The sequence below is a fragment of the Bradyrhizobium sp. 190 genome (genome assembly GCF_023073415.1).
GTDB lineage: Bacteria > Pseudomonadota > Alphaproteobacteria > Rhizobiales > Xanthobacteraceae > Bradyrhizobium.
Window position 1 is genome coordinate 216,802 of record NZ_JADPJL010000024.1, and the last position, 18,731, is coordinate 235,532.

Annotated in this window: 17 protein-coding genes and 1 other RNA gene; 13 read left to right on the plus strand and 5 right to left on the minus strand. The window is 64.1% G+C overall.

Annotated features, from left to right (window positions below; genetic code table 11):
- Positions 1-9: 9 nt before the first annotated feature.
- The 4 genes from IVB22_RS17400 (at position 10) to IVB22_RS17415 (ending at position 5,631) form a co-directional block, all read left to right on the plus strand.
- Positions 10-1,434, plus strand: coding sequence for a methyl-accepting chemotaxis protein (locus IVB22_RS17400; RefSeq protein ID WP_247518529.1), 1,425 nt, complete (start codon positions 10-12; stop codon positions 1,432-1,434).
- A gap of 455 nt (positions 1,435-1,889) precedes the next feature.
- A complete protein-coding gene (locus IVB22_RS17405; RefSeq protein WP_256467426.1) occupies positions 1,890-2,405 on the plus strand; it encodes a (2Fe-2S)-binding protein in 516 nt (171 codons plus the stop codon).
- The gene (locus IVB22_RS17410; protein WP_247518530.1) at positions 2,402-3,418 is read left to right on the plus strand and encodes a xanthine dehydrogenase family protein subunit M; all 1,017 of its coding nucleotides are present in this window, start codon (positions 2,402-2,404) and stop codon (positions 3,416-3,418) included. The genes IVB22_RS17405 and IVB22_RS17410 overlap by 4 nt, the downstream gene beginning before the upstream one ends.
- 5 nt (positions 3,419-3,423) lie before the next feature.
- Positions 3,424-5,631: a xanthine dehydrogenase family protein molybdopterin-binding subunit gene (locus IVB22_RS17415; RefSeq protein WP_247518531.1), complete on the plus strand. Its 2,208-nt coding sequence runs from the start codon at positions 3,424-3,426 to the stop codon at positions 5,629-5,631.
- Between the two features lie 87 nt (positions 5,632-5,718).
- Here the strand turns inward: IVB22_RS17415 and IVB22_RS17420 are convergent, their stop codons facing one another.
- The 3 genes from IVB22_RS17420 to ssrS form a co-directional block, all read right to left on the minus strand.
- A complete protein-coding gene (locus tag IVB22_RS17420) occupies positions 5,719-6,540 on the minus strand; it encodes a TIGR00282 family metallophosphoesterase (protein WP_247518532.1) in 822 nt (273 codons plus the stop codon).
- Between the two features lie 3 nt (positions 6,541-6,543).
- Positions 6,544-7,119: a 5-formyltetrahydrofolate cyclo-ligase gene (locus IVB22_RS17425; protein WP_247518533.1), complete on the minus strand. Its 576-nt coding sequence runs from the start codon at positions 7,117-7,119 to the stop codon at positions 6,544-6,546.
- Positions 7,120-7,309: 190 nt separating this feature from the next.
- Positions 7,310-7,470: non-coding RNA, 6S RNA (ssrS, locus tag IVB22_RS17430), on the minus strand.
- A gap of 243 nt (positions 7,471-7,713) precedes the next feature.
- Between ssrS and IVB22_RS17435 the strand changes: the two genes are divergently transcribed.
- Positions 7,714-8,109: an endonuclease domain-containing protein gene (locus IVB22_RS17435; RefSeq protein WP_247518534.1), complete on the plus strand. Its 396-nt coding sequence runs from the start codon at positions 7,714-7,716 to the stop codon at positions 8,107-8,109.
- A gap of 81 nt (positions 8,110-8,190) precedes the next feature.
- Here the strand turns inward: IVB22_RS17435 and IVB22_RS17440 are convergent, their stop codons facing one another.
- Both IVB22_RS17440 and IVB22_RS17445 read right to left on the minus strand, forming a co-directional pair.
- Positions 8,191-8,574 (minus strand): cell division protein ZapA, encoded by a 384-nt coding sequence (locus IVB22_RS17440; RefSeq protein ID WP_247518535.1) that lies wholly within the window; start codon positions 8,572-8,574, stop codon positions 8,191-8,193.
- A complete protein-coding gene (locus IVB22_RS17445) occupies positions 8,571-8,891 on the minus strand; it encodes a DUF4164 domain-containing protein (RefSeq protein ID WP_247518536.1) in 321 nt (106 codons plus the stop codon). Before IVB22_RS17445 ends, IVB22_RS17440 begins: the two co-directional genes overlap by 4 nt.
- Before the next feature lie 287 nt (positions 8,892-9,178).
- Here IVB22_RS17445 and tkt point away from each other — a divergent pair, with 287 nt between their 5' ends.
- The 8 genes from tkt to IVB22_RS17485 all read left to right on the plus strand — a co-directional run bounded on the left by tkt (position 9,179) and on the right by IVB22_RS17485 (position 18,636).
- The gene (gene tkt / locus IVB22_RS17450; protein WP_247518537.1) at positions 9,179-11,164 is read left to right on the plus strand and encodes a transketolase; all 1,986 of its coding nucleotides are present in this window, start codon (positions 9,179-9,181) and stop codon (positions 11,162-11,164) included.
- Between the two features lie 141 nt (positions 11,165-11,305).
- Positions 11,306-12,313, plus strand: coding sequence for a type I glyceraldehyde-3-phosphate dehydrogenase (gene gap, locus IVB22_RS17455; RefSeq protein ID WP_247518538.1), 1,008 nt, complete (start codon positions 11,306-11,308; stop codon positions 12,311-12,313).
- A gap of 127 nt (positions 12,314-12,440) precedes the next feature.
- Positions 12,441-13,637, plus strand: coding sequence for a phosphoglycerate kinase (gene pgk, locus IVB22_RS17460; RefSeq protein ID WP_247518539.1), 1,197 nt, complete (start codon positions 12,441-12,443; stop codon positions 13,635-13,637).
- A 50-nt stretch (positions 13,638-13,687) separates the two neighbouring features.
- On the plus strand, positions 13,688-14,755 hold the full coding sequence (gene fba / locus IVB22_RS17465; protein ID WP_247518540.1) for a class II fructose-bisphosphate aldolase: 1,068 nt from the start codon (positions 13,688-13,690) through the stop codon (positions 14,753-14,755).
- 112 nt (positions 14,756-14,867) lie between these two features.
- Entirely contained in the window at positions 14,868-15,905 is a 1,038-nt protein-coding gene (locus IVB22_RS17470; protein WP_247518541.1) for a class I fructose-bisphosphate aldolase, read from the plus strand.
- Positions 15,906-15,922: 17 nt separating this feature from the next.
- Positions 15,923-16,624: a thiamine phosphate synthase gene (locus IVB22_RS17475; RefSeq protein ID WP_247518542.1), complete on the plus strand. Its 702-nt coding sequence runs from the start codon at positions 15,923-15,925 to the stop codon at positions 16,622-16,624.
- 9 nt (positions 16,625-16,633) lie between these two features.
- Complete coding sequence (locus tag IVB22_RS17480; protein ID WP_247518543.1) at positions 16,634-17,752, plus strand: tetratricopeptide repeat protein; 1,119 nt, start codon at positions 16,634-16,636, stop codon at positions 17,750-17,752.
- An 89-nt stretch (positions 17,753-17,841) separates the two neighbouring features.
- On the plus strand, positions 17,842-18,636 hold the full coding sequence (locus IVB22_RS17485; protein ID WP_247518544.1) for an inositol monophosphatase family protein: 795 nt from the start codon (positions 17,842-17,844) through the stop codon (positions 18,634-18,636).
- The last annotated feature ends 95 nt before the right edge of the window (positions 18,637-18,731 follow it).

Here is an 18,731-nt window from a genome sequence, read left to right on the forward strand (position 1 = left end):
AGCTCGAACATGTCCGTTGTGCAGCGTGCAGTCCTGGATACTCATTCCAATCAGACACTGGCCGAACGACTCATTGACCAGCTTGCCGACCGCATCGGCGGGCTCGGCGTGGAACTTGCCGATATCGCCGGCAACGTCCAGGAGGTCGCAAGCCGCGTCGCGAACCAGTCGGAGCGGTTCCACCACTTGCAGAAGACGGCCGAGACGATGGTCTCGACCAACCGCGACATCGCTAATGCATCGCAGGCGGTGCAATCGACCACGTCCGCAGCCGTCGGTGAGATCGTTCAGTCACGCAGCGCGGTGGATACGGCCGTCACGCACATCGCCGAACTCGTCGAAGCGGTCGGCCGCATCGAGGCCCGGCTCAGCGCCGTCGGCTCGGCCCTGTCGCAGGTTACAAAAGTTTCCGGTTCGATCGAGGCGATTGCGAAGCAGACCAACCTGCTGGCGCTCAATGCCACGATCGAGGCGGCGCGCGCCGGAACTGCCGGCCGCGGCTTTGCCGTGGTCGCGAGCGAAGTGAAGAACCTGGCGGAGGGAACACGCCAGGCCACGCAGCAGATTTCCGATACCATGCGCGATCTCGACGGCCAGATCGGCAGCCTGATCGGCGAGAGCAGCGACGCCTCACTCCGCGCCAAGAGCGCCGGTGAAGGCGCACAGCAGATCAGCGGCATCATCGCGCGCGTGCACCAGGGCATCGCGTCCGTAGGCCAGGAGATCGACGGCGTCGCCAGGGCCGCGACGTCCAATCTCGGCCATTGCGACACTGTTATCACCGAGCTCAGCGAGCTCGCCAAGGGCGTCGACCTCTCCTCGCGCGATCTCAAGCACGCGGACGACCGGGTGGCAAAGCTGCTCGAGACCTCCGAAGGCCTTATCGCGCTGATCGCCGACAGCGGGGTCGAGACCTCGGATGCACCGCTGATCCGCGTCGTCGTCGACACCGCGAAGCGCATCTCGGCCGAGTTCGAGGCCGCGATCGACCGCGGCGAGATCACGCTCGACCAGCTGATGGACGAGAAGTATCGGGAAATTCCCGGCACCGATCCCAAGCAGCATCTCACCAACTACGTCGACTTCACCGACCGCGTGCTGCCCGCGATCCAGGATCCCATCCAGAAATCCGATCCGCGCATCGTGTTCTGCGTGGCCTGGGCCAAGGGCGGCTACCTGCCGACCCACAATCCGAACTACCGCCTGCCACAGGGCCGTGACCCGGTTTGGAACAACGCCCATTGCCGCAACCGCCGCCTGTTCAACGACCGCGCGGTGAAGAAGGTCGCGGCGAACACCAAGCCGTTTCTGTTGCAGACTTACCGGCGCGACATGGGCGGCGGTAATTTCGTCCTGATGAAGGACCTGTCGTCACCGATCTTCGTCCGCGGCCGCCACTGGGGCGGATTCAGGATGGGTTTTCGGCAGAGCTAGACCGTGATTGGTCGTCGCGCGCTCCGGCGAGGGATGCCAGAGTGACGCAGATCAGCCATCACCATGCAACCGCTTCATATTCCTGTCGTCATTGACGCTTTGACACGCCTCAACCAGGCGCACACTAAAGTATCAATTCGTCTAAAACAGTTGCAGTCGCGTTTGCCAATTGTGTGACGTGCTGCGTTGGCGATGCAGGCCAGCATTGCGAAAAATATTCTCGCTTCCTGGCCCGCAGTGGCGCGATATTTCCAACGCCTAACTCGGTGTCCGCTGCCTGACCGGCCGCGACCGTCGAGCGTACGTATCCTCACTTTCGTTCTGAACCTTCCTTGTACGAACTTGTTGTTAGCCGGGCCTGGAACCCGGCTAACGGTCTGAGCGTCTTGGTCGAGAGCGGGCTATAGCGTCCGAGCACCATCCTCGCGCGCCGGCCCAGGCAGGTGGAGATGAAAATGGCGCGATCTGGCACAGCAAAGCGTGTAACGCGGACTGCCACGGTGCCGGAGAAAATTCCGATCCGGCTGACCGTCAACGGCAGCCAGATGGAACTCACGGTCGCCCCATGGACGACGTTACTGGACGCATTGCGCGACCATCTCGACCTGACCGGCACCAAGAAGGGCTGCGACCACGGACAATGCGGCGCGTGCACCGTGCTGGTCGACGGGCGGCGGATCAATTCCTGCCTGACGCTGGCAGTGATGAAGGAAGGCGCCGAAATAACCACCATCGAGGGCCTTGCGCGTGACGGCGAGCTGCATCCGCTGCAGCAGGCCTTCATCGATCACGATGCGTTTCAGTGCGGCTACTGCACCTCGGGGCAGATTTGCTCGGCCGCCGGCCTGATCGCCGAAGGCAAGGCAAGAACACCCGACGAGATCCGCGAGCTCATGAGCGGCAATATCTGCCGTTGCGGCGCCTATCCGAACATCGTGGCGGCGATCCTGCAGGCGATGGAGCGATCATGACCCCATTCCAGTACGCGCGCGCCAACGACGTCGCCGACGCCATCAAGCAGATCGCCACAGACCCTTCCGCGAAATTCATCGCGGGCGGCACCAACCTGATCGACCTGATCAAATACGATGTCGAGGGCCCGACCCGGCTGATCGACATCTCGCACCTGCCGCTCAGGAGCGTCGAGCCGACCTCCGCCGGCGGCGTTCTGATCGGGGCGATGGTGCCGAACACCGACCTCGCCTACCATCCGATGATCGAACAGCGCTACCCCCTGCTCGCACGCGCGATCATGTCCGGCGCATCGCAGCAATTGCGCAACATGGCCTCAACCGGCGGCAACCTCGTGCAGCGGACGCGCTGCTTTTATTTCTACGACACCACGACACCGTGCAACAAACGCGAGCCGGGCAGTGGCTGTTCGGCGATCGACGGCGTCAACCGCATCAATGCGATCCTCGGCACGAGCGAAGCCTGCATCGCCACGCATCCCTCCGACATGTGCGTGGCGCTTGCAGCGCTCGAAGCCACGGTGCATGTCGCAGGCCCGGCCGGGACGCGCACCATCGCGCTTGCAGATTTCCATCGCCTGCCCGGCAACACGCCGCAGCGCGACACCAACCTCGAACCGGACGAGATCATCACAGCCATTGAGCTTCCGCCGCAGGGATTCAGCGCGAACTATTCTTACCTGAAGATCCGCGACCGCCTGTCCTATGCGTTCGCGCTGGTATCGGTTGCGGCAGCGCTCGAGCTTGACGGCGATACGATCAAGGATGCCCGCCTGGCGCTCGGTGGCGTCGCCCACAAACCATGGCGCAGTTCAGCAGCCGAAACCGTCCTGCGCGGCGAGCGCGCCAACGCCAGCGCATTTGCGCGAGCCGCAGACATCCTGCTGCACGGCGCCAAGGGCTACGGGCACAACAATTTCAAGATCGGACTGGCCCGGCGCGCCATCATGCGAACGCTCGCTCAGGCGGCGCGAGGCACGCCGCAATCGAACTCCGACAAGAAGATACGGTGAACGTCATGGCATCCTATATCGGATCAGCGACATCCCGCATCGACGGCAGGGCCAAGGTCACCGGCGAGGCCAGATATGCCGGCGAATTCAACGTCCCCGGGCTCGTCCATGGCTATGTCGTCGAATCGGCGATTCCGAAGGGCCGGGTCGTGGGCATCGACACCAGCGGAGCGCTGGAGGTTGACGGCGTGATCGACGTGCTCACGCATCGGAATCGGCCGCCAATGGCTGATAATGACGATGCCTACAAGGACGAAGTCGCGACGGAAAAAGGCTCGCCCTATCGCCCGCTCTACGACGACAGGATCCTCTTCGGCGGACAGCCGCTCGCGCTTGTGCTGGCCGAGGATTGGGAAAGCGCGCGCGTCGCCGCTTCGCGTGTGCGGATCGAATATCAGAAAGAGCCCCACGTCACCGATCTGCATGCGCAGCGCGACACGGCGTTTGCCATCAACACGCCGGAGAAGCCACGCGGCGATGCCGCAAAAGCGTTTGCGTCCGCCGCCGTGCGTCACGCGGCCGAATATTTCATTCCGACCGAGCACCACAATCCGATGGAATTGTTCGCCTCGACGGCGATCTGGGACGATGGCCGGCTCACGGTCTACGACAAGACGCAGGGCGTGCAGAACGTGCAGCAATATCTCTGCGGCGTGTTCAAGATGAAGCCGGACGCGGTGCGCGTCATGTCGCCCTATATGGGCGGCGGCTTCGGGGCGGGTCTGCGTCCGCAATACCAGGTCGTGCTCGCCGTGCTGGGAGCGCGCGCGTTGAAACGTCCGGTGCGCGTCATGCTGACCCGCGCGCAAATGTATGCCCTCGGCTACCGGCCGGCGACCATCGAACGCCTTGCGCTCGGCGCCAACAGCGGCGGCACGCTTGACGCGATGACGCACGAAGCGATCGCCGTGACTTCGCAGTTTGAGGAATTTGCGCGCAACGATGTCGGCTGGGGCAATCTGCTTTACAAAAGTCCCAACGCGAAATTCGAGCACAAGCTCGTGAAGCTCGATGTGCCAACCTCCTGCGACATGCGCGCCCCCGGGGCTGCGACCGGCGTCTATGCGCTGGAATGCGCGATGGACGAACTTGCCGTCGCGCTCAAGACCGATCCGGTGCAGTTGCGGCTGCAATGCTATTCCGACCGCAATCAAGGCGAGGATATTCCCTACACCAGCAAGCAACTGCGCGAATGCTACCGGCAGGGCGCGGCGGCGTTTGGCTGGGACAAGCGCAAAGCCGAGCCACGCTCAATGCGGGACGGCAGCGAACTGGTCGGTTGGGGCATGGCGTCAGGCGTGTGGGAAGCGCTGCAGATGCCGGCGACGGTCCGCATCGTGCTGACGGCCAACGGTCACGCGGAAGTGGCGACCGCGGCATCCGACATCGGCACCGGGACGTACACGATCATGGCGCAGGTCGCGGCCGACATGCTCGGCCTGCCGATCGACAACATTAGCGTCAAGCTCGGCGATTCGACGCTGCCGCAATGTCCGCTGGAGGGCGGGTCGTGGATCGCGTCCTCGGTCTGCAACGCCATCGCCAATACCGCTCGCGCGGTTCGCGGCGACTTGCTGAAGCTTGCCAAGGGGATGAAGGATTCACCGCTGGCGGACGCCAGTGTGGACGAAGTCGCGCTGATGGACGGCAAGATCGTCAGCAAGCGCGATGCGAGCCGCGCGGTCCCGATCGCAAGCGCGATGCACTCCGGCAATGCCGAGCGCATCACGCGCGAGGAAGCCAACAAGGTTGCCGAAGACAAGTCTCACGCGCGCAATGTTCACTCCGCCGTCTTCGCGGAGGTCAAGGTGGATGAAGAGCTTGGTGTCATCCGCGTCACCCGCGTGGTCAATGCGGTGGCTGCCGGCCGCATCCTCAATCTCAAGACCGCCCACAGTCAGGTCATGGGCGGCGTGGTCTGGGGGATCGGCATGGCGCTGCACGAGGAAACGCTGTTTGACCACCGCTTCGGACGTGTCATGAACGCCAACATTGCCGAATACCACGTGCCCGTGAATGCCGACGTGCACGACATCGAGGTCATCTTCGTCGAGGAACCGGACGAGATCGTCAATCCGCTCGGCATCAAGGGCTTGGGCGAAATCGGCATTGTCGGCGTGGCGGCGGCGATCGCCAACGCGGTCTATCATGCGACGGGAAAACGCGTGCGCGACCTGCCGATCACGCTCGACAAGGTGGTTCAATTCAATTGAAGCGGTCGCGGCTTGCGGCGCAAACGAAAAGAGCCAGCGCAACAATCAGCAGCCTGCGCATCGACATTCTTTCCGCGTTCGTATTTGTCAGACCCAGAATCCCGGCACTGCCGGCTCGAGCCTGCCGCCTTTCCGCACCGGCGCGACCCGAAGCGCAAGGCCGGTTGCATCATCGGTCTCGACCGCGATGCCACTGAGTGTCGCCACGCCCCCCGCCGGTTCGAAGCGCCCTGAGGGAATGCCGGTCGTGAAGCGCCGCAGCGGCTCGTCCTTCTGCATGCCGATGATGGAATCATAATCGCCGGTCATGCCGGCATCGGTCATGTAGGCGGTGCCGCCGGTGAGGATCTGGTGATCGGCGGTCGGCACATGGGTGTGGGTGCCGACGACGAGGCTGGCGCGGCCGTCGCAGAAGAAGCCGATGCCCTGTTTCTCGCTCGACGCCTCGCCGTGGAAATCGACCACGATCGCATCCGCCGCCTCGCGCAGCGGACAGGCTTCGAGTTCGCGGTTGAGCACGGCGAAGGGATCGTCGAACGGCGTCATGAAGACGCGGCCGATGGCGTTGACAACAAGCGCGCGCTTGCCGTTCTTGGTATCGACCAGCGCCGCGCCGCGGCCCGGCGTGCCTTTTGGGAAGTTCGCGGGACGGACCAGCTTCGGCGCGCGCTCGATGAACACCAGCGCCTCGCGCTGATCCCAGGCGTGATTGCCGAGCGTGACGGCATCGGCGCCGGCGTCGAGGAATTCCTGATAGATCGCCTCGGTGATGCCAAAACCGCCGGCGGAATTCTCGCCGTTGACGACGACGAAATCGAGCGACCAATCACGGATCATGCCGGGCAGATGTTCTGAGATCGCGGTGCGGCCTGCCCGGCCGACCACGTCGCCAACGAAGAGAATACGCAAAGTTCAGCTCCGGAAATCGAACACTTTCTTTTCCGTTAGCACATAATCCAGCGCCACGTCGTGCGGCAGCGCGGGAACGGCCTTTATTTCCTGCAACGAGAAGGCGGTGCCGACGGCTGTGATGGCTTTCACTTTACGCAAATGGGCGAGCGTGAAGTCGTAATGTCCCGCACCATAGCCGATGCGATGGCCCTCACGGTCGAACGCCGCCAGCGGCACCAGCATGACATCGGGAATCAGTTCGGCGGCGGCCGGCGACGGCTCGAGGATGCCGAGCGGCCCCATCATCAGCCGGTCGTCGGGCGACCATGCGCGAAACGCCAGCGATTTTCCGCGCGCCATCACCGCCGGCAGCGCCAGCTTCGCGCCTTGTTCGGCGAGCTTGCGCATGAAGGGCGCCGGATCGATCTCGCTGCGGATCGGCGAATAGCCCGACACGACCATGCCGGGCGCGATCGTGAACGGGACGGCGTGCTTTGCCATCGCCTGCGCGGCAGCCGCGCGCTGCTCGTCACTCAACGCATCGCGCTTGGCCAGCGCGGCGGTGCGGAGGTCGGCCTTGGATAAGGTTGCCGTCATGCGATGAATGATCCGATTCCAGAGCAATCGTAGCCCGGATGGAGCGAAGCGAAATCCGGGGATCATCTCGCAACCAAACAAACCCTGTCCCGGATTGCGCTTCGCTCCATCCGGGCTACGGCTCGGCACGCCGCAGCAGACGGCAATGCACCGAAAAACGTGGAATCAAACTGACCGACAAAAACAAATGTGCGAAGCCGCGAACGCCGTTGAAGCACTCGATCCCGGAGTTCCCTACGAAAGTAGGTGGGCACCATATGTCCGGGTCCACGGACCCGGCCAGGGACAGTTCCCTAAAGGATCGATAAGGCCCCGGGGATATATGGCTCCTGACGCACGACGCAGCTTCGCAAGCACAATGTAAGGGTTACGGACCGACTCCGCCAGCGGTAAGGCGCGGGCACCCTTGGTCCTCCCCTAATGCGTGAAAGCCTGGGTTCGACAAGAACGCGATCTCAAGGTGGAGATATTTTCAATTCTCCTTTAGATTGTGCCATGCTTCACCCTCCCCTGGAGGGGGAGGGTCGTTCGCATCGGTCGATGCGCAGCATCGGACGATGCGAGCGGGGTGATCTCTCCGCGAGCGAGGTAGACATGATTTCAACCGCAATCCGCCGCGGCGCAGCCAAGAAGCTGCGGGCCAATACAACGCCGCATGAGCGCACTCTCTGGCGCGCTTTGAAAGAACTGCCGATAGAAGGCACGCATTTTCGACGTCAGGCGCCGATCGGCCGCTATGTCGTGGACTTCTTCTGTCCAGCAAAGCGTCTCATTATTGAGCTCGATGGCGGACATCATAACGACGACGCTATCGCTATGCGCGATAGCGAACGTCAAGCTTGGCTGGAACAGGAAGGATACCGCGTTATCCGTTTCTGGAATTCCGATGTTGCCGGTGATCTAAATGCGGTGCTCGAGCGCATTTACGTTGAAGTGCACGGTTCGCGGGAGGCCGAAGCGTTGCCGCTGAAGCACCACCGGCGACGATAGACTGTCACCCCGCCCCGCCGCTACGCGGCGACCCTCCCCCTCCAGGGGAGGGTAAGAGAGACCAGCGCTAACGCTGGCCCTTCACCCGATCGCGACGCCGCTGCCGATGGTGCGGTTCAGCATCTGCGTGGTCTTTTCAATGCGGTCGGCGGCGGCGTTGAGTGCGTTGGCGACCGCGACCTGGGTGGCCTTGGCGCGGTCGGCGGCGGCGACGCGCACGTTGCGCAGGGTTTCGAGTTCGCCCTCCAGCGCGCGGATGCGCGCGTTGGCATCGAGCAGTTCATCACACACGGTGAGCGCGGCCATCACGGTGAGTCGCGCATCGCCGATCTCACCGAACTTGCCGCGCAACTCTCCGACCCGCGTTTCCAGGCTCTCGGCGAGTTTCAAGAGCCGCACTTCCTGCCCTTCCTCGCAGGCCATGCGATACTGCCGGCCATTGATGGTGACGTTGATGTGGCTCATTCGCTCTCTCCGGCATCGAGCACCGCACGGATGGTGCCGATCGCGACATCCAGTTTTTCTGATACCTCACGGTTGGTGCGCTCCAGCCGCCGCGTCTTCACCAGCGAGCCGTCGAGTTCGTCGGCGAGGCGAGAGCGATCGGCGCCGAGCGCCTGGATCCGGCTCGCCAGTTCGTTCTCGTCGCGGTCAGCATCCCGCCGCCGCTCGGCCGCGGCCTCGAGGGCATCGAGCGCCATCATCAGGCGCCGCGTGGCGGCATCGATGTCGACATAGACCGGCTCGGCATTGCCGGCCCCATTGCTGTGACGATCGCTCATGAGAGACAGCGCGCACCTTCGCGTGAGCCCGCCGCACGGCAGCAAAATCCGCGGTTCGGCAAGCGGTTAGAGCACGAAATTTACGTGGCAAGCGAGGGAAGCGCAACGCCAACGCGAAGCTATGCACTGCTAAGCAACTTTTCGGACCGGAAGTGCGTTTCCCCGCCTTGGACTCACGGGGATTGTGGTGCTATCCAGCCCGGACTTCCCCTAGGCCCACGCCCGTATTGCGGCCTCGCCCGGTACGTACCTACAACCAAGCACCTCATTTCAGGCGGATTTTCATCATGACGCAGGTCGATCATACCCGTATGGCCAATGCGATTCGCGGGCTTGCCATGGATGCCGTCGAAAAGGCGAAATCCGGCCATCCGGGCTTGCCGATGGGCGCCGCCGACGTCGCGACCGTGCTGTTCACGCAGTTCCTCAAATTCGACGCTGCAGCTCCGACCTGGCCGGACCGCGACCGTTTCGTGCTCTCGGCCGGACACGGCTCGATGCTGCTCTATGCCTTGCTTTACCTCACCGGCAACAAGGACATGACGCTCGACCAGATCAGGAATTTCCGCCAGCTCGGCTCCAAGACGCCGGGACACCCCGAGAACTTCGAGACCAGCGGCGTCGAGACCACCACCGGTCCCCTTGGCCAGGGCATCGCCACCGCGGTCGGCATGGCGCTGGCGGAGAAGATGCTGGTCGCCGAGTTCGGCAAGAAGGTGGTCGGCCATCACACCTACGTGCTCGCCTCCGACGGCGACCTGATGGAAGGCGTGTCGCAGGAAGCGATCGCGATGGCCGGGCACTGGAAGCTCAACAAGATGATCGTGCTGTATGACGACAACGGCATCTCGATCGACGGCCCGACCTCGCTCGCCGATTCGGTCGACCAGGTGAAGCGCTTCAAGTCCGCGGGCTGGGCGGCCGAGCTGATCGACGGCCATGATCCGAAGGCGATCGCGGCCGCGATCACCCGCGCGCAGAAATCCAGCAAGCCGTCGCTGATCGCCTGCAAGACCACCATCGGCTATGGCGCGCCGACGCGGGCCGGCACGGCGAAAGCCCATGGCGAGGCGCTCGGCGCCGACGAGCTAAAGGGCGCAAAGGAAAAGCTCGGCATTTCGCTCGAAGCCTTTTCGGTGCCGGACGATGTGTTGAAAGCCTGGCGTGCGGCCGGCAGCCGCGGCGCTGCCGCGCGCGCGGAATGGCAGGCCCGCTTCGACGAACTCGGCACCCGTAAGCGAGCCGAGTTCGAGCGGCGGATGCGGCACGAACGGCCGGCTTCGCTGGCGAAGGCGCTGCGCGCCCACAAGAAGGCGCTGCTGGAAACGCCGCAGAATATCGCGACGCGGAAATCGTCCGAATCCGCGATCGAAGCGATCGCAGCCGCAATGCCGATGGAATTCCTCGCCGGCTCCGCCGACCTCACCGGCTCCAACAACAACAAGGCGAAATCGGCGGTGGCGTTCTCGGCCAAGACGCCGAAGGGCCGCTTCATCCATTACGGCATCCGCGAGCACGGCATGGCGGCGGCGATGAACGGCATCTTCCTGCATGGCGGTTTTGCGCCTAACGGCGCGACCTTCCTGATTTTCACCGATTATGCCCGCCCGGCGATGCGGCTGGCCGCGCTGATGGGCACGGGCGTCGTCTACGTGATGACCCATGATTCGATTGGGCTCGGCGAAGACGGACCGACGCATCAGCCGGTGGAGCACCTCGCCGCTTTGCGCGCGATTCCCAACATGCGCGTGTTCCGGCCTTGCGACGCCGTCGAGGTAACGGAATGCTGGGAACTGGCGCTCAACCGTGTCGACGGCCCGACGGTGCTGGCGTTGACCCGCCAGAACCTGCCGCAACTCCGCACCTCAGCGCCGAACGACAATCCTTGCGCGCATGGCGCCTATGAGCTGGTCGCGGCGCAGGGCGACGCCAAAGTGTCGCTGTTCGCCTCGGGCTCCGAGGTCGAGATCGCGGTGGCCGCCCAGAAGCAGTTGGCGGAACGCGGCATCGCGTCGCGGGTAGTCTCGGTGCCCTCGCTCGAACTCTTGCTTTCACAGCCGGCGGACCGGCAGAAGGCCATTATCGGCAATGCGCCGGTCAAGGTCGCCATCGAGGCCGCGGTACGCTGGGGCTGGGATGCCGTGATCGGCCAGGATGGTGAATTCGTGGGCATGCACGGTTTCGGTGCCAGCGCGCCGGCCAAGGACCTTTTCAAGCACTTCGGAATTACCGCCGAGGCCGTCGTTAACGCTGCCCTGAAGCGCCTGGGCTGACGGTTGAGATTACTGGGAAAAAGGACTACCTAGAGCCCATCTTGTCCGTCCTCGCCCGGCAGAACCGGGCGATCCGCCGTCAGCACCATCGTGGGGAGCTTCCCACGGGGTCGGCATTAGCTATTTAGAGGAGAAACGAGCATGGCAGTCCGGGTCGCGATCAACGGGTTTGGCCGTATTGGCCGCAATGTGCTGCGTGCCATCGCCGAGTCCGGCCGCAAGGATATCGAGGTGGTTGGCATCAACGATCTCGGCCCGGTCGAGACCAACGCCCATCTGCTGCGTTTCGATTCCGTGCACGGCCGCTTCCCCGGCACCGTGACCGTCGACGGCGACTCGATCGACCTCGGCAACGGCAAGATCAAGGTTTCTGCCGAACGCGATCCCTCCAAGCTTCCGTGGAAGGAACTCGGCGTCGACATAGCGCTGGAATGCACCGGCATTTTCAGCGCCAAGGCCAAGGCCGTCGCGCATCTGACCGCCGGCGCCAAGCGCGTGCTGGTTTCGGCGCCCTCCGACGGCGCGGACGCGACCATCGTGTTCGGCGTCAATCACGACAAGCTGACCAAGGATCATCTGGTCGTTTCCAACGGTTCCTGCACCACCAACTGCCTGGCGCCGGTCGCCAAGGTGCTGAACGACACCGTCGGCATCGAAACCGGCTTCATGACCACGATCCACGCCTATACCGGCGACCAGCCGACGCTCGACACCCTGCATAGCGACCTCTATCGCGGCCGCGCGGCGGCGATGTCGATGATCCCGACCTCGACAGGTGCGGCCAAGGCGATCGGCCTCGTGCTGCCGGAGCTTCAAGGCAAGCTCGACGGCGTCGCGATCCGCGTGCCGACCCCGAACGTCTCGGTGGTCGACCTCAAGATCGTCGCACAGCGGAAGACCGACGTGAAGGAAATCAACGAGGCGATGAAGCGCGCTTCGGAACAGCAGATGAAGGGCATCCTCGGCTACACCACCGCGCCCAACGTCTCGATCGACTTCAACCACGATCCCCACTCGTCCACGTTCCACATGGACCAGACCAAGGTGCAGAACGGCACGCTGGTGCGGGTGATGTCCTGGTACGACAATGAATGGGGTTTCTCCAACCGCATGTCGGACACCGCCGTGGCGATGGGGAAGCTGCTGTAAGCCTTCAACGCTTCATGGTTCGAGACGCGCGCCGAAGAGGCGCGCTCCTCACCATGAGGGGAACACCTTATCCTGAGGAGCCTCGCGCAGCGAGGCGTCTCGAAGGATGGGCCGCGCGAGACCTTCGATGACAAAATCATTCCGCACCCTCGATGACGTCGACGTAAAGGGCAAGCGCGTGCTGCTGCGCGTCGACCTTAATGTGCCCATGGAAAACGGCCGCGTCACCGACGCGACGCGGCTCGAGCGCGTCGCGCCGACCATCACCGAAATTTCCGACAAGGGCGGCAAGGTCATCCTGCTCGCCCATTTCGGCCGACCGAAGGGACGCGACGCCAAGGATTCGCTCAAACCCGTCGCGGTGGCGCTGGGGCAGGTCATCAAGAAGCCGGTCGCCTTCGCCGACGACTGCATCGGCGAGCCCGCCGCCAAGGCCGTGGCTGCGATGAAGGACGGCGACGTCCTCTGCCTGGAGAACACCCGCTTCCATAAAGAGGAAGAGAAGAACGATCCGGCCTTCGTCGCCGAACTCGCAAAACTCGGCGACATCTGGGTCAACGACGCCTTCTCGGCGGCGCACCGCGCGCACGCCACGACCGAAGGTCTCGGCCATAAATTGCCGGCCTATGCCGGCCGCACCATGCAGGCCGAGCTCGACGCGCTGGGCAAGGCATTGGAGGCGCCGACCAAGCCCGTGATCGCGATCATCGGTGGCGCCAAGGTTTCGACCAAGATCGACCTCTTGGAAAATCTGGTCAGCAAGGTCGATGCGCTGGTGATCGGCGGCGGCATGGCCAACACCTTCCTGCACGCGCAGGGGGTCGGCGTCGGCAAGTCGCTGGCGGAGAAAGATCTCGCCGCGACCGCGCTGCGCATCATGGAAAAGGCCGAGGCTGCCAACTGCGCCATCATCCTCCCCGTCGATGCCGTGGTCGCCTATCACTTCGCAGCCAACTCGCCCTCGCACGCCTATGGGCTCGACGCCATTCCGGCCGACGGCATGATCCTCGACGTCGGGCCGCAATCGACCGCGCGGATTCATTCCGCGATCGACGACGCCAAGACGCTGGTCTGGAACGGCCCGCTCGGCGCGTTCGAAATGACGCCGTTCGACCGTGGCACCATGGTCGCGGCGAAGCATGCGGCTGAGCGCACCAAGGCGAAGAAACTGGTCTCGGTTGCCGGCGGCGGCGACACCGTCGCGGCGCTGAACCAAGCCGGCGTATCAGGCGATTTTTCCTATGTCTCGACGGCCGGTGGCGCATTTCTCGAATGGATGGAAGGCAAACCGCTGCCCGGCGTGGAAGTTCTGAAGCAGCGTTAAATCCAGACTTAATGGGGCGCCAAAGGCGCGGCAAATACAGGAGAATTTGAATGGCTCGCATTACCTTGCGTCAACTGCTCGATCACGCGGCAGAGCACGAGTATGGGGTGCCGGCTTTCAACATCAACAACATGGAGCAGGCGCTGGCCATCATGGATGCCGCCTCCTCGCTCGACGCGCCCGTCATCATCCAGGCCTCGCGCGGCGCGCGCTCCTATGCCAATGACGTCATGCTCAAGCACATGATGGACGCCGTCACCGAAATCTATCCGCAGATTCCGGTCTGCGTGCATCTCGATCACGGCAACGAGCCCGCGACCTGCATGACCGCGATCCAGGCCGGCTTCACCTCCGTGATGATGGACGGCTCGCTGAAGGCCGACGGCAAAACCCCCGGCGACTGGGACTACAATGTCGGCGTGACGAAGACCGTCACCGACATGGCCCATCTCGGCGGCATCTCGGTGGAAGGCGAACTCGGCGTGCTCGGTTCGCTCGAGACCGGCATGGGCGACAAGGAAGACGGCCACGGCGCCGAAGGCAAGCTGTCGCACGACCAGCTGCTCACCAATCCGGATGAAGCCGTGAAGTTCGTGAGGGAGACCAGGGTCGACGCGCTGGCGATCGCGATGGGCACTTCGCACGGCGCCTACAAGTTCACGCGCAAGCCGGACGGCGACATCCTCGCCATGAACGTGATCGAGGAGATCCATCGCAAGCTGCCGAACACGCATCTGGTGATGCATGGGTCGTCCTCGGTGCCGCAGGACCTGCAGGAAATCATCAACGCCAATGGCGGCAAGATGAAGCCGACCTGGGGCGTGCCGGTTACCGAAATTCAGCGCGGCATCAAGAACGGCGTGCGCAAGATCAACATCGACACCGACAACCGCATGGCGATGACCGGACAGATCCGGAAAGTGCTGAAGGACAATCCGGAAGAATTCGATCCGCGCAAATATCTCAAGCCGGCGATGGAAGCCATGGCCAAGCTGTGCAAGCAGCGGCTGCAGGAGTTCAATACCGCAGGCCAGGCCAGCAAGATCAAGAAGGTGCTGACCACGGCCGAAATGGCCAAACGGTACAGCAAGGGTGAGCTTGACCCGCGGGTCGCCTGATTAGGCCGCCCGCGCCTCGCAAACACCCCCGGTGCGACGAACGTTTTCTAGGCAATTGCCCGAGAACCGCCTATTTTGGTGCGCAAGGGCATGATGTTTCTGGAGAACTTCGATGAATCTTGCTGACCTCAACAAGGTTGCCCTCGCCATGGTCACCCCGGGCAAGGGCATTCTCGCCGCCGACGAATCCTCAGGGACAATCAAGAAGCGTTTCGACGCCATCAAGGTCGAATCGACCGAGGAGAACCGCCGCGACTATCGCGAGATGCTGTTCCGCTCCACCGAGGCGATGAGCAAGTACGTCTCGGGCGTGATCCTGTACGACGAGACGATCTGGCAGAATGCGAAGGACGGTACGCCGCTGGTCAAGCTGATCGAGCAGTCCGGCGCGATCCCCGGCATCAAGGTCGATGAAGGCACGCAGGCGCTGCCGCAATGTCCAGGCGAACTGGTGACTGTGGGCCTCGACAAGCTCGCCGAGCGCCTGAAGAAATATTACGAGCGCGGTGCGCGCTTCGCCAAATGGCGTGCGGTAATCGACATCGGCGCGGGTATTCCAACCATGACCGCGATCAGCGTCAACGCGCATGCGCTGGCGCGCTACGCCGCGCTGTGCCAGGCGGCGCAGATCGTGCCGATCGTCGAGCCGGAAGTGCTGATGGACGGCGATCACGATATCGACCGCTGCTATGACGTGACCCAGCGTGTGCTGAACAAGACGTTCCAGGAATTGCGGATCCAGCGCGTCGAACTCGAAGGCATGGTGCTGAAGCCCAACATGGCGATCTCAGGCAAGAAATGCGCGAAGCAGGCTTCCGCCGAGGAAGTCGCCGAGAAGACCGTGCGGCTGCTGAAGGCGTGCGTGCCCGCAGCCGTGCCCGGCATCGCCTTCCTCTCCGGCGGGCAATCCGATGAGGATGCGACCGCGCATCTGAACGCCATGAACCGGATCGGCGGGCTCCCTTCTGGTCTGCCTTGGCGGCTGACCTTCTCCTATGGCCGGGCGCTGCAGGCGGCGCCGCAAAAGGCCTGGTCGGGTAAGGCCGAAAATATCGCCGCGGGCCAGCGCGCCTTCACGCACCGCGCGCGGATGAATGCGCTGGCGAGCAAGGGTGAGTGGGAAACCGGCCTTGAAAAGAAGGTCGCCTAGACTTGGCTAAAAAACACTTGGCCAATAAACCTGTTCCGCTGCGCCCGGCGCCGCGCCTCTATCTCGCGACGCCTGAGGTGGACGACCCGGCGCAGCTTGCGGCCCAACTTCCGGAGCTGTTGGTCGCGGCCGACGTCGCGGCAGTGCTGCTGCGGCTGAAGCAGACCGATCAGCGCACTATGATCGCGCGCGTCAAAGCGCTTGCGCCCGCGGTCCAGAATGCCGGCGCGGCGCTCCTGCTCGACGGCCATGTCGAGCTGGTGGCGCGCGCGGGCGCCGACGGCGCGCATCTGAACGGCCTCGCCGCGCTGGAGGATGCCTTGCCGTCGCTGAAGCCGGACCGCATTGCCGGCGTCGGCGGTCTTGCCACGCGGCACGATTCGATGGCCGCGGGCGAACGGGGCGCGGACTATGTGCTGTTCGGCGAGCCCGACGCCAACGATCAGCGGCCCTCGACGGAAGCGATTGCCGAGCGTCTGCAATGGTGGGACGAACTGTTCGAGCCGCCTTGCATAGGCTTTGCCGCCTCGCGCGAGGAAGCTTCCGAATTCGCTGCCGCCGGCGCGGATTTTGTACTGGTCGGCGATTTCGTCTGGGCCGACCCGCGCGGCGCCAAGGCGGCGCTGACCGATGCCGCGCAGGCGATCGCGCAAGCGCACGAGACAGCGTTTGGAAGAGCCAAGGCTGGCACTGGCACGGATAAGGCCGGGGATGGATAACGCCGGACAATGAAACTCCTGCGTCCCATATCGCTGCTTGCGGGCCTCTTGATGACGATGACCGGCGCCACCGCGCAGATCTCGCTGACGCCGCCTGCCGCGCAGCCGCCCGCCAACCCGCCGGCCGCGAAAAAGGAGGCGCCCAAACCCAAGGCTCCGACCGCGGCGAAAAAGCCCGCTGCGACACCGACGCCGACGCCATCGGCGCCGCTCAAGCCTGCGGTAACGACCAAGCCCGCGGCAACGCCTGTGCCCTCCTCCTCGCCGACGGCCGCGTTCGAGGATCCGAACGTCGACCTCGTCTATGGCGCGTATCAGCGTGGCCTCTACAAGACCGCCTTCGATCTCGCCACCACGCGCGCGCAGTATAACGGCGACGCCAAGGCGATGACGATGCTGGGCGAGCTCTACGCCAACGGGCTCGGCATCAAGCGCGACTATGCGAAGGCCGCCAATTGGTACCAGCGCGCGGCGGACGCCGGCGACCGCGAAGCCATGTTCGCGCTCGCCATGATGCAGCTGGCCGGCCGCGGCGGCCCCACCAACCGCGAACAGGCCGTCAAGCTGCTGGCCTCCGCGGCCAAGCTCGGCAACCCCAAGGCAGCCTACAATCTGGCGCTGCTCTATCTCGACGGCAACACGCTGCCGCAGGACCTCAGACGCGCCGCCGAGCTGCTGCGCGCCGCGGCCGACGCGGGCAACCCGGAGGCGCAATACGCGCTGGCGACCTTCTACAAGGAAGGCACCGGCGTGCCGAAGGACATCGACAAGGCGGTGCGGCTGCTGCAGGCGGCTTCGCTGGCCGACAATGTCGACGCCGAGGTCGAATATGCCATCGCGCTGTTCAACGGCACCGGCACGCCGAGGAACCAGGCCGCGGCGGTCGCGCTGCTGCGCAAGGCGGCGCGGCAGAATTCGCCGATCGCGCAGAACCGCCTCGCCCGCGTGCTCGTGAGCGGACAGGGCGCGCCGATGGACAAGATCGAAGGCCTGAAGTGGCACCTTGTCGCCAAGACCGCCGGCAAGGGCGATCCCGAGCTGGATGAACGGCTCTCGGAGCTCAGCCCCGAGGATCGCGCCAAGATTCAGGAGGCCGCAAAAAAATGGACCGGCACGGCCAACAAATGACGCCTTGACGGCGGCACATCTGCAGGGCACCCAGTCCCTAAGCCCCTGACGGCATTGGGCCGTTCCCTCACACACCATAAGCTCACATCATGCTGTATTCAGCCCTTATCAACGTCATGGTGAAAGCCGCGCGCCGCGCCGGCCGCAGCCTCAAGCGCGACCTCGGCGAGATCGAGCACCTGCAGGTGTCGCTGAAGGGGCCGGCGAACTTCGTCACCAAGGCCGACAAGCGCGCCGAGGAAATGCTGTACGAGGATCTCGCCAAGGCGCGGCCGGGCTACGGCTTCATCGGCGAGGAAGGCGGCAACCGCGAAGGCGCCGACAAGACCCACACCTGGATTGTCGATCCCTTGGACGGCACCACCAACTTCCTGCACGGCATCCCGCAATTTGCGATCTCGATCGGCTTGCGGCGCGAAGACACCATCATCGCCGGCGTGATCTACAATCCCGCCAATGACGAATTGTACATCGCCGAGCGCGGCAAGGGCGCCTTCCTCAACGACCAGCGGCTGCGCGTCGCCGGCCGCCGCCAGCTCAATGAATGCGTGATCGCCTGTGGGCTGCCGCATATCGGCCGCGGCGACCATGAATTGGCGCTGAAGGAAATGGCCGCGCTGCAGAACAAGGTCGCCGGCTTCCGCCGCTTCGGCGCCGCCTCCCTCGACCTCGCCTTCGTCGCCGCCGGCCGCCTCGACGGCTACTGGGAACGCAACCTGCAGCCTTGGGACATCGCAGCCGGGCAGATCATGGTGCGGGAGGCTGGGGGGACGATCTCAGGCATAGAGGGCAGTGACGATCCGCTGAAGACCGGACACGTGGTCTGCGGGAATGAGTATGTGCACGGGGAGCTGGTGAAGATTCTGAAGCCGCTGGAAAAGTAGGCGACGGTTTCAGAGCCCGCGCCGTCGCACCATCCGCGATCGGATGATGCAGGCTTCCAGAGACGGCAATGACCGGGGCGGGTCGCGGGCTCCCA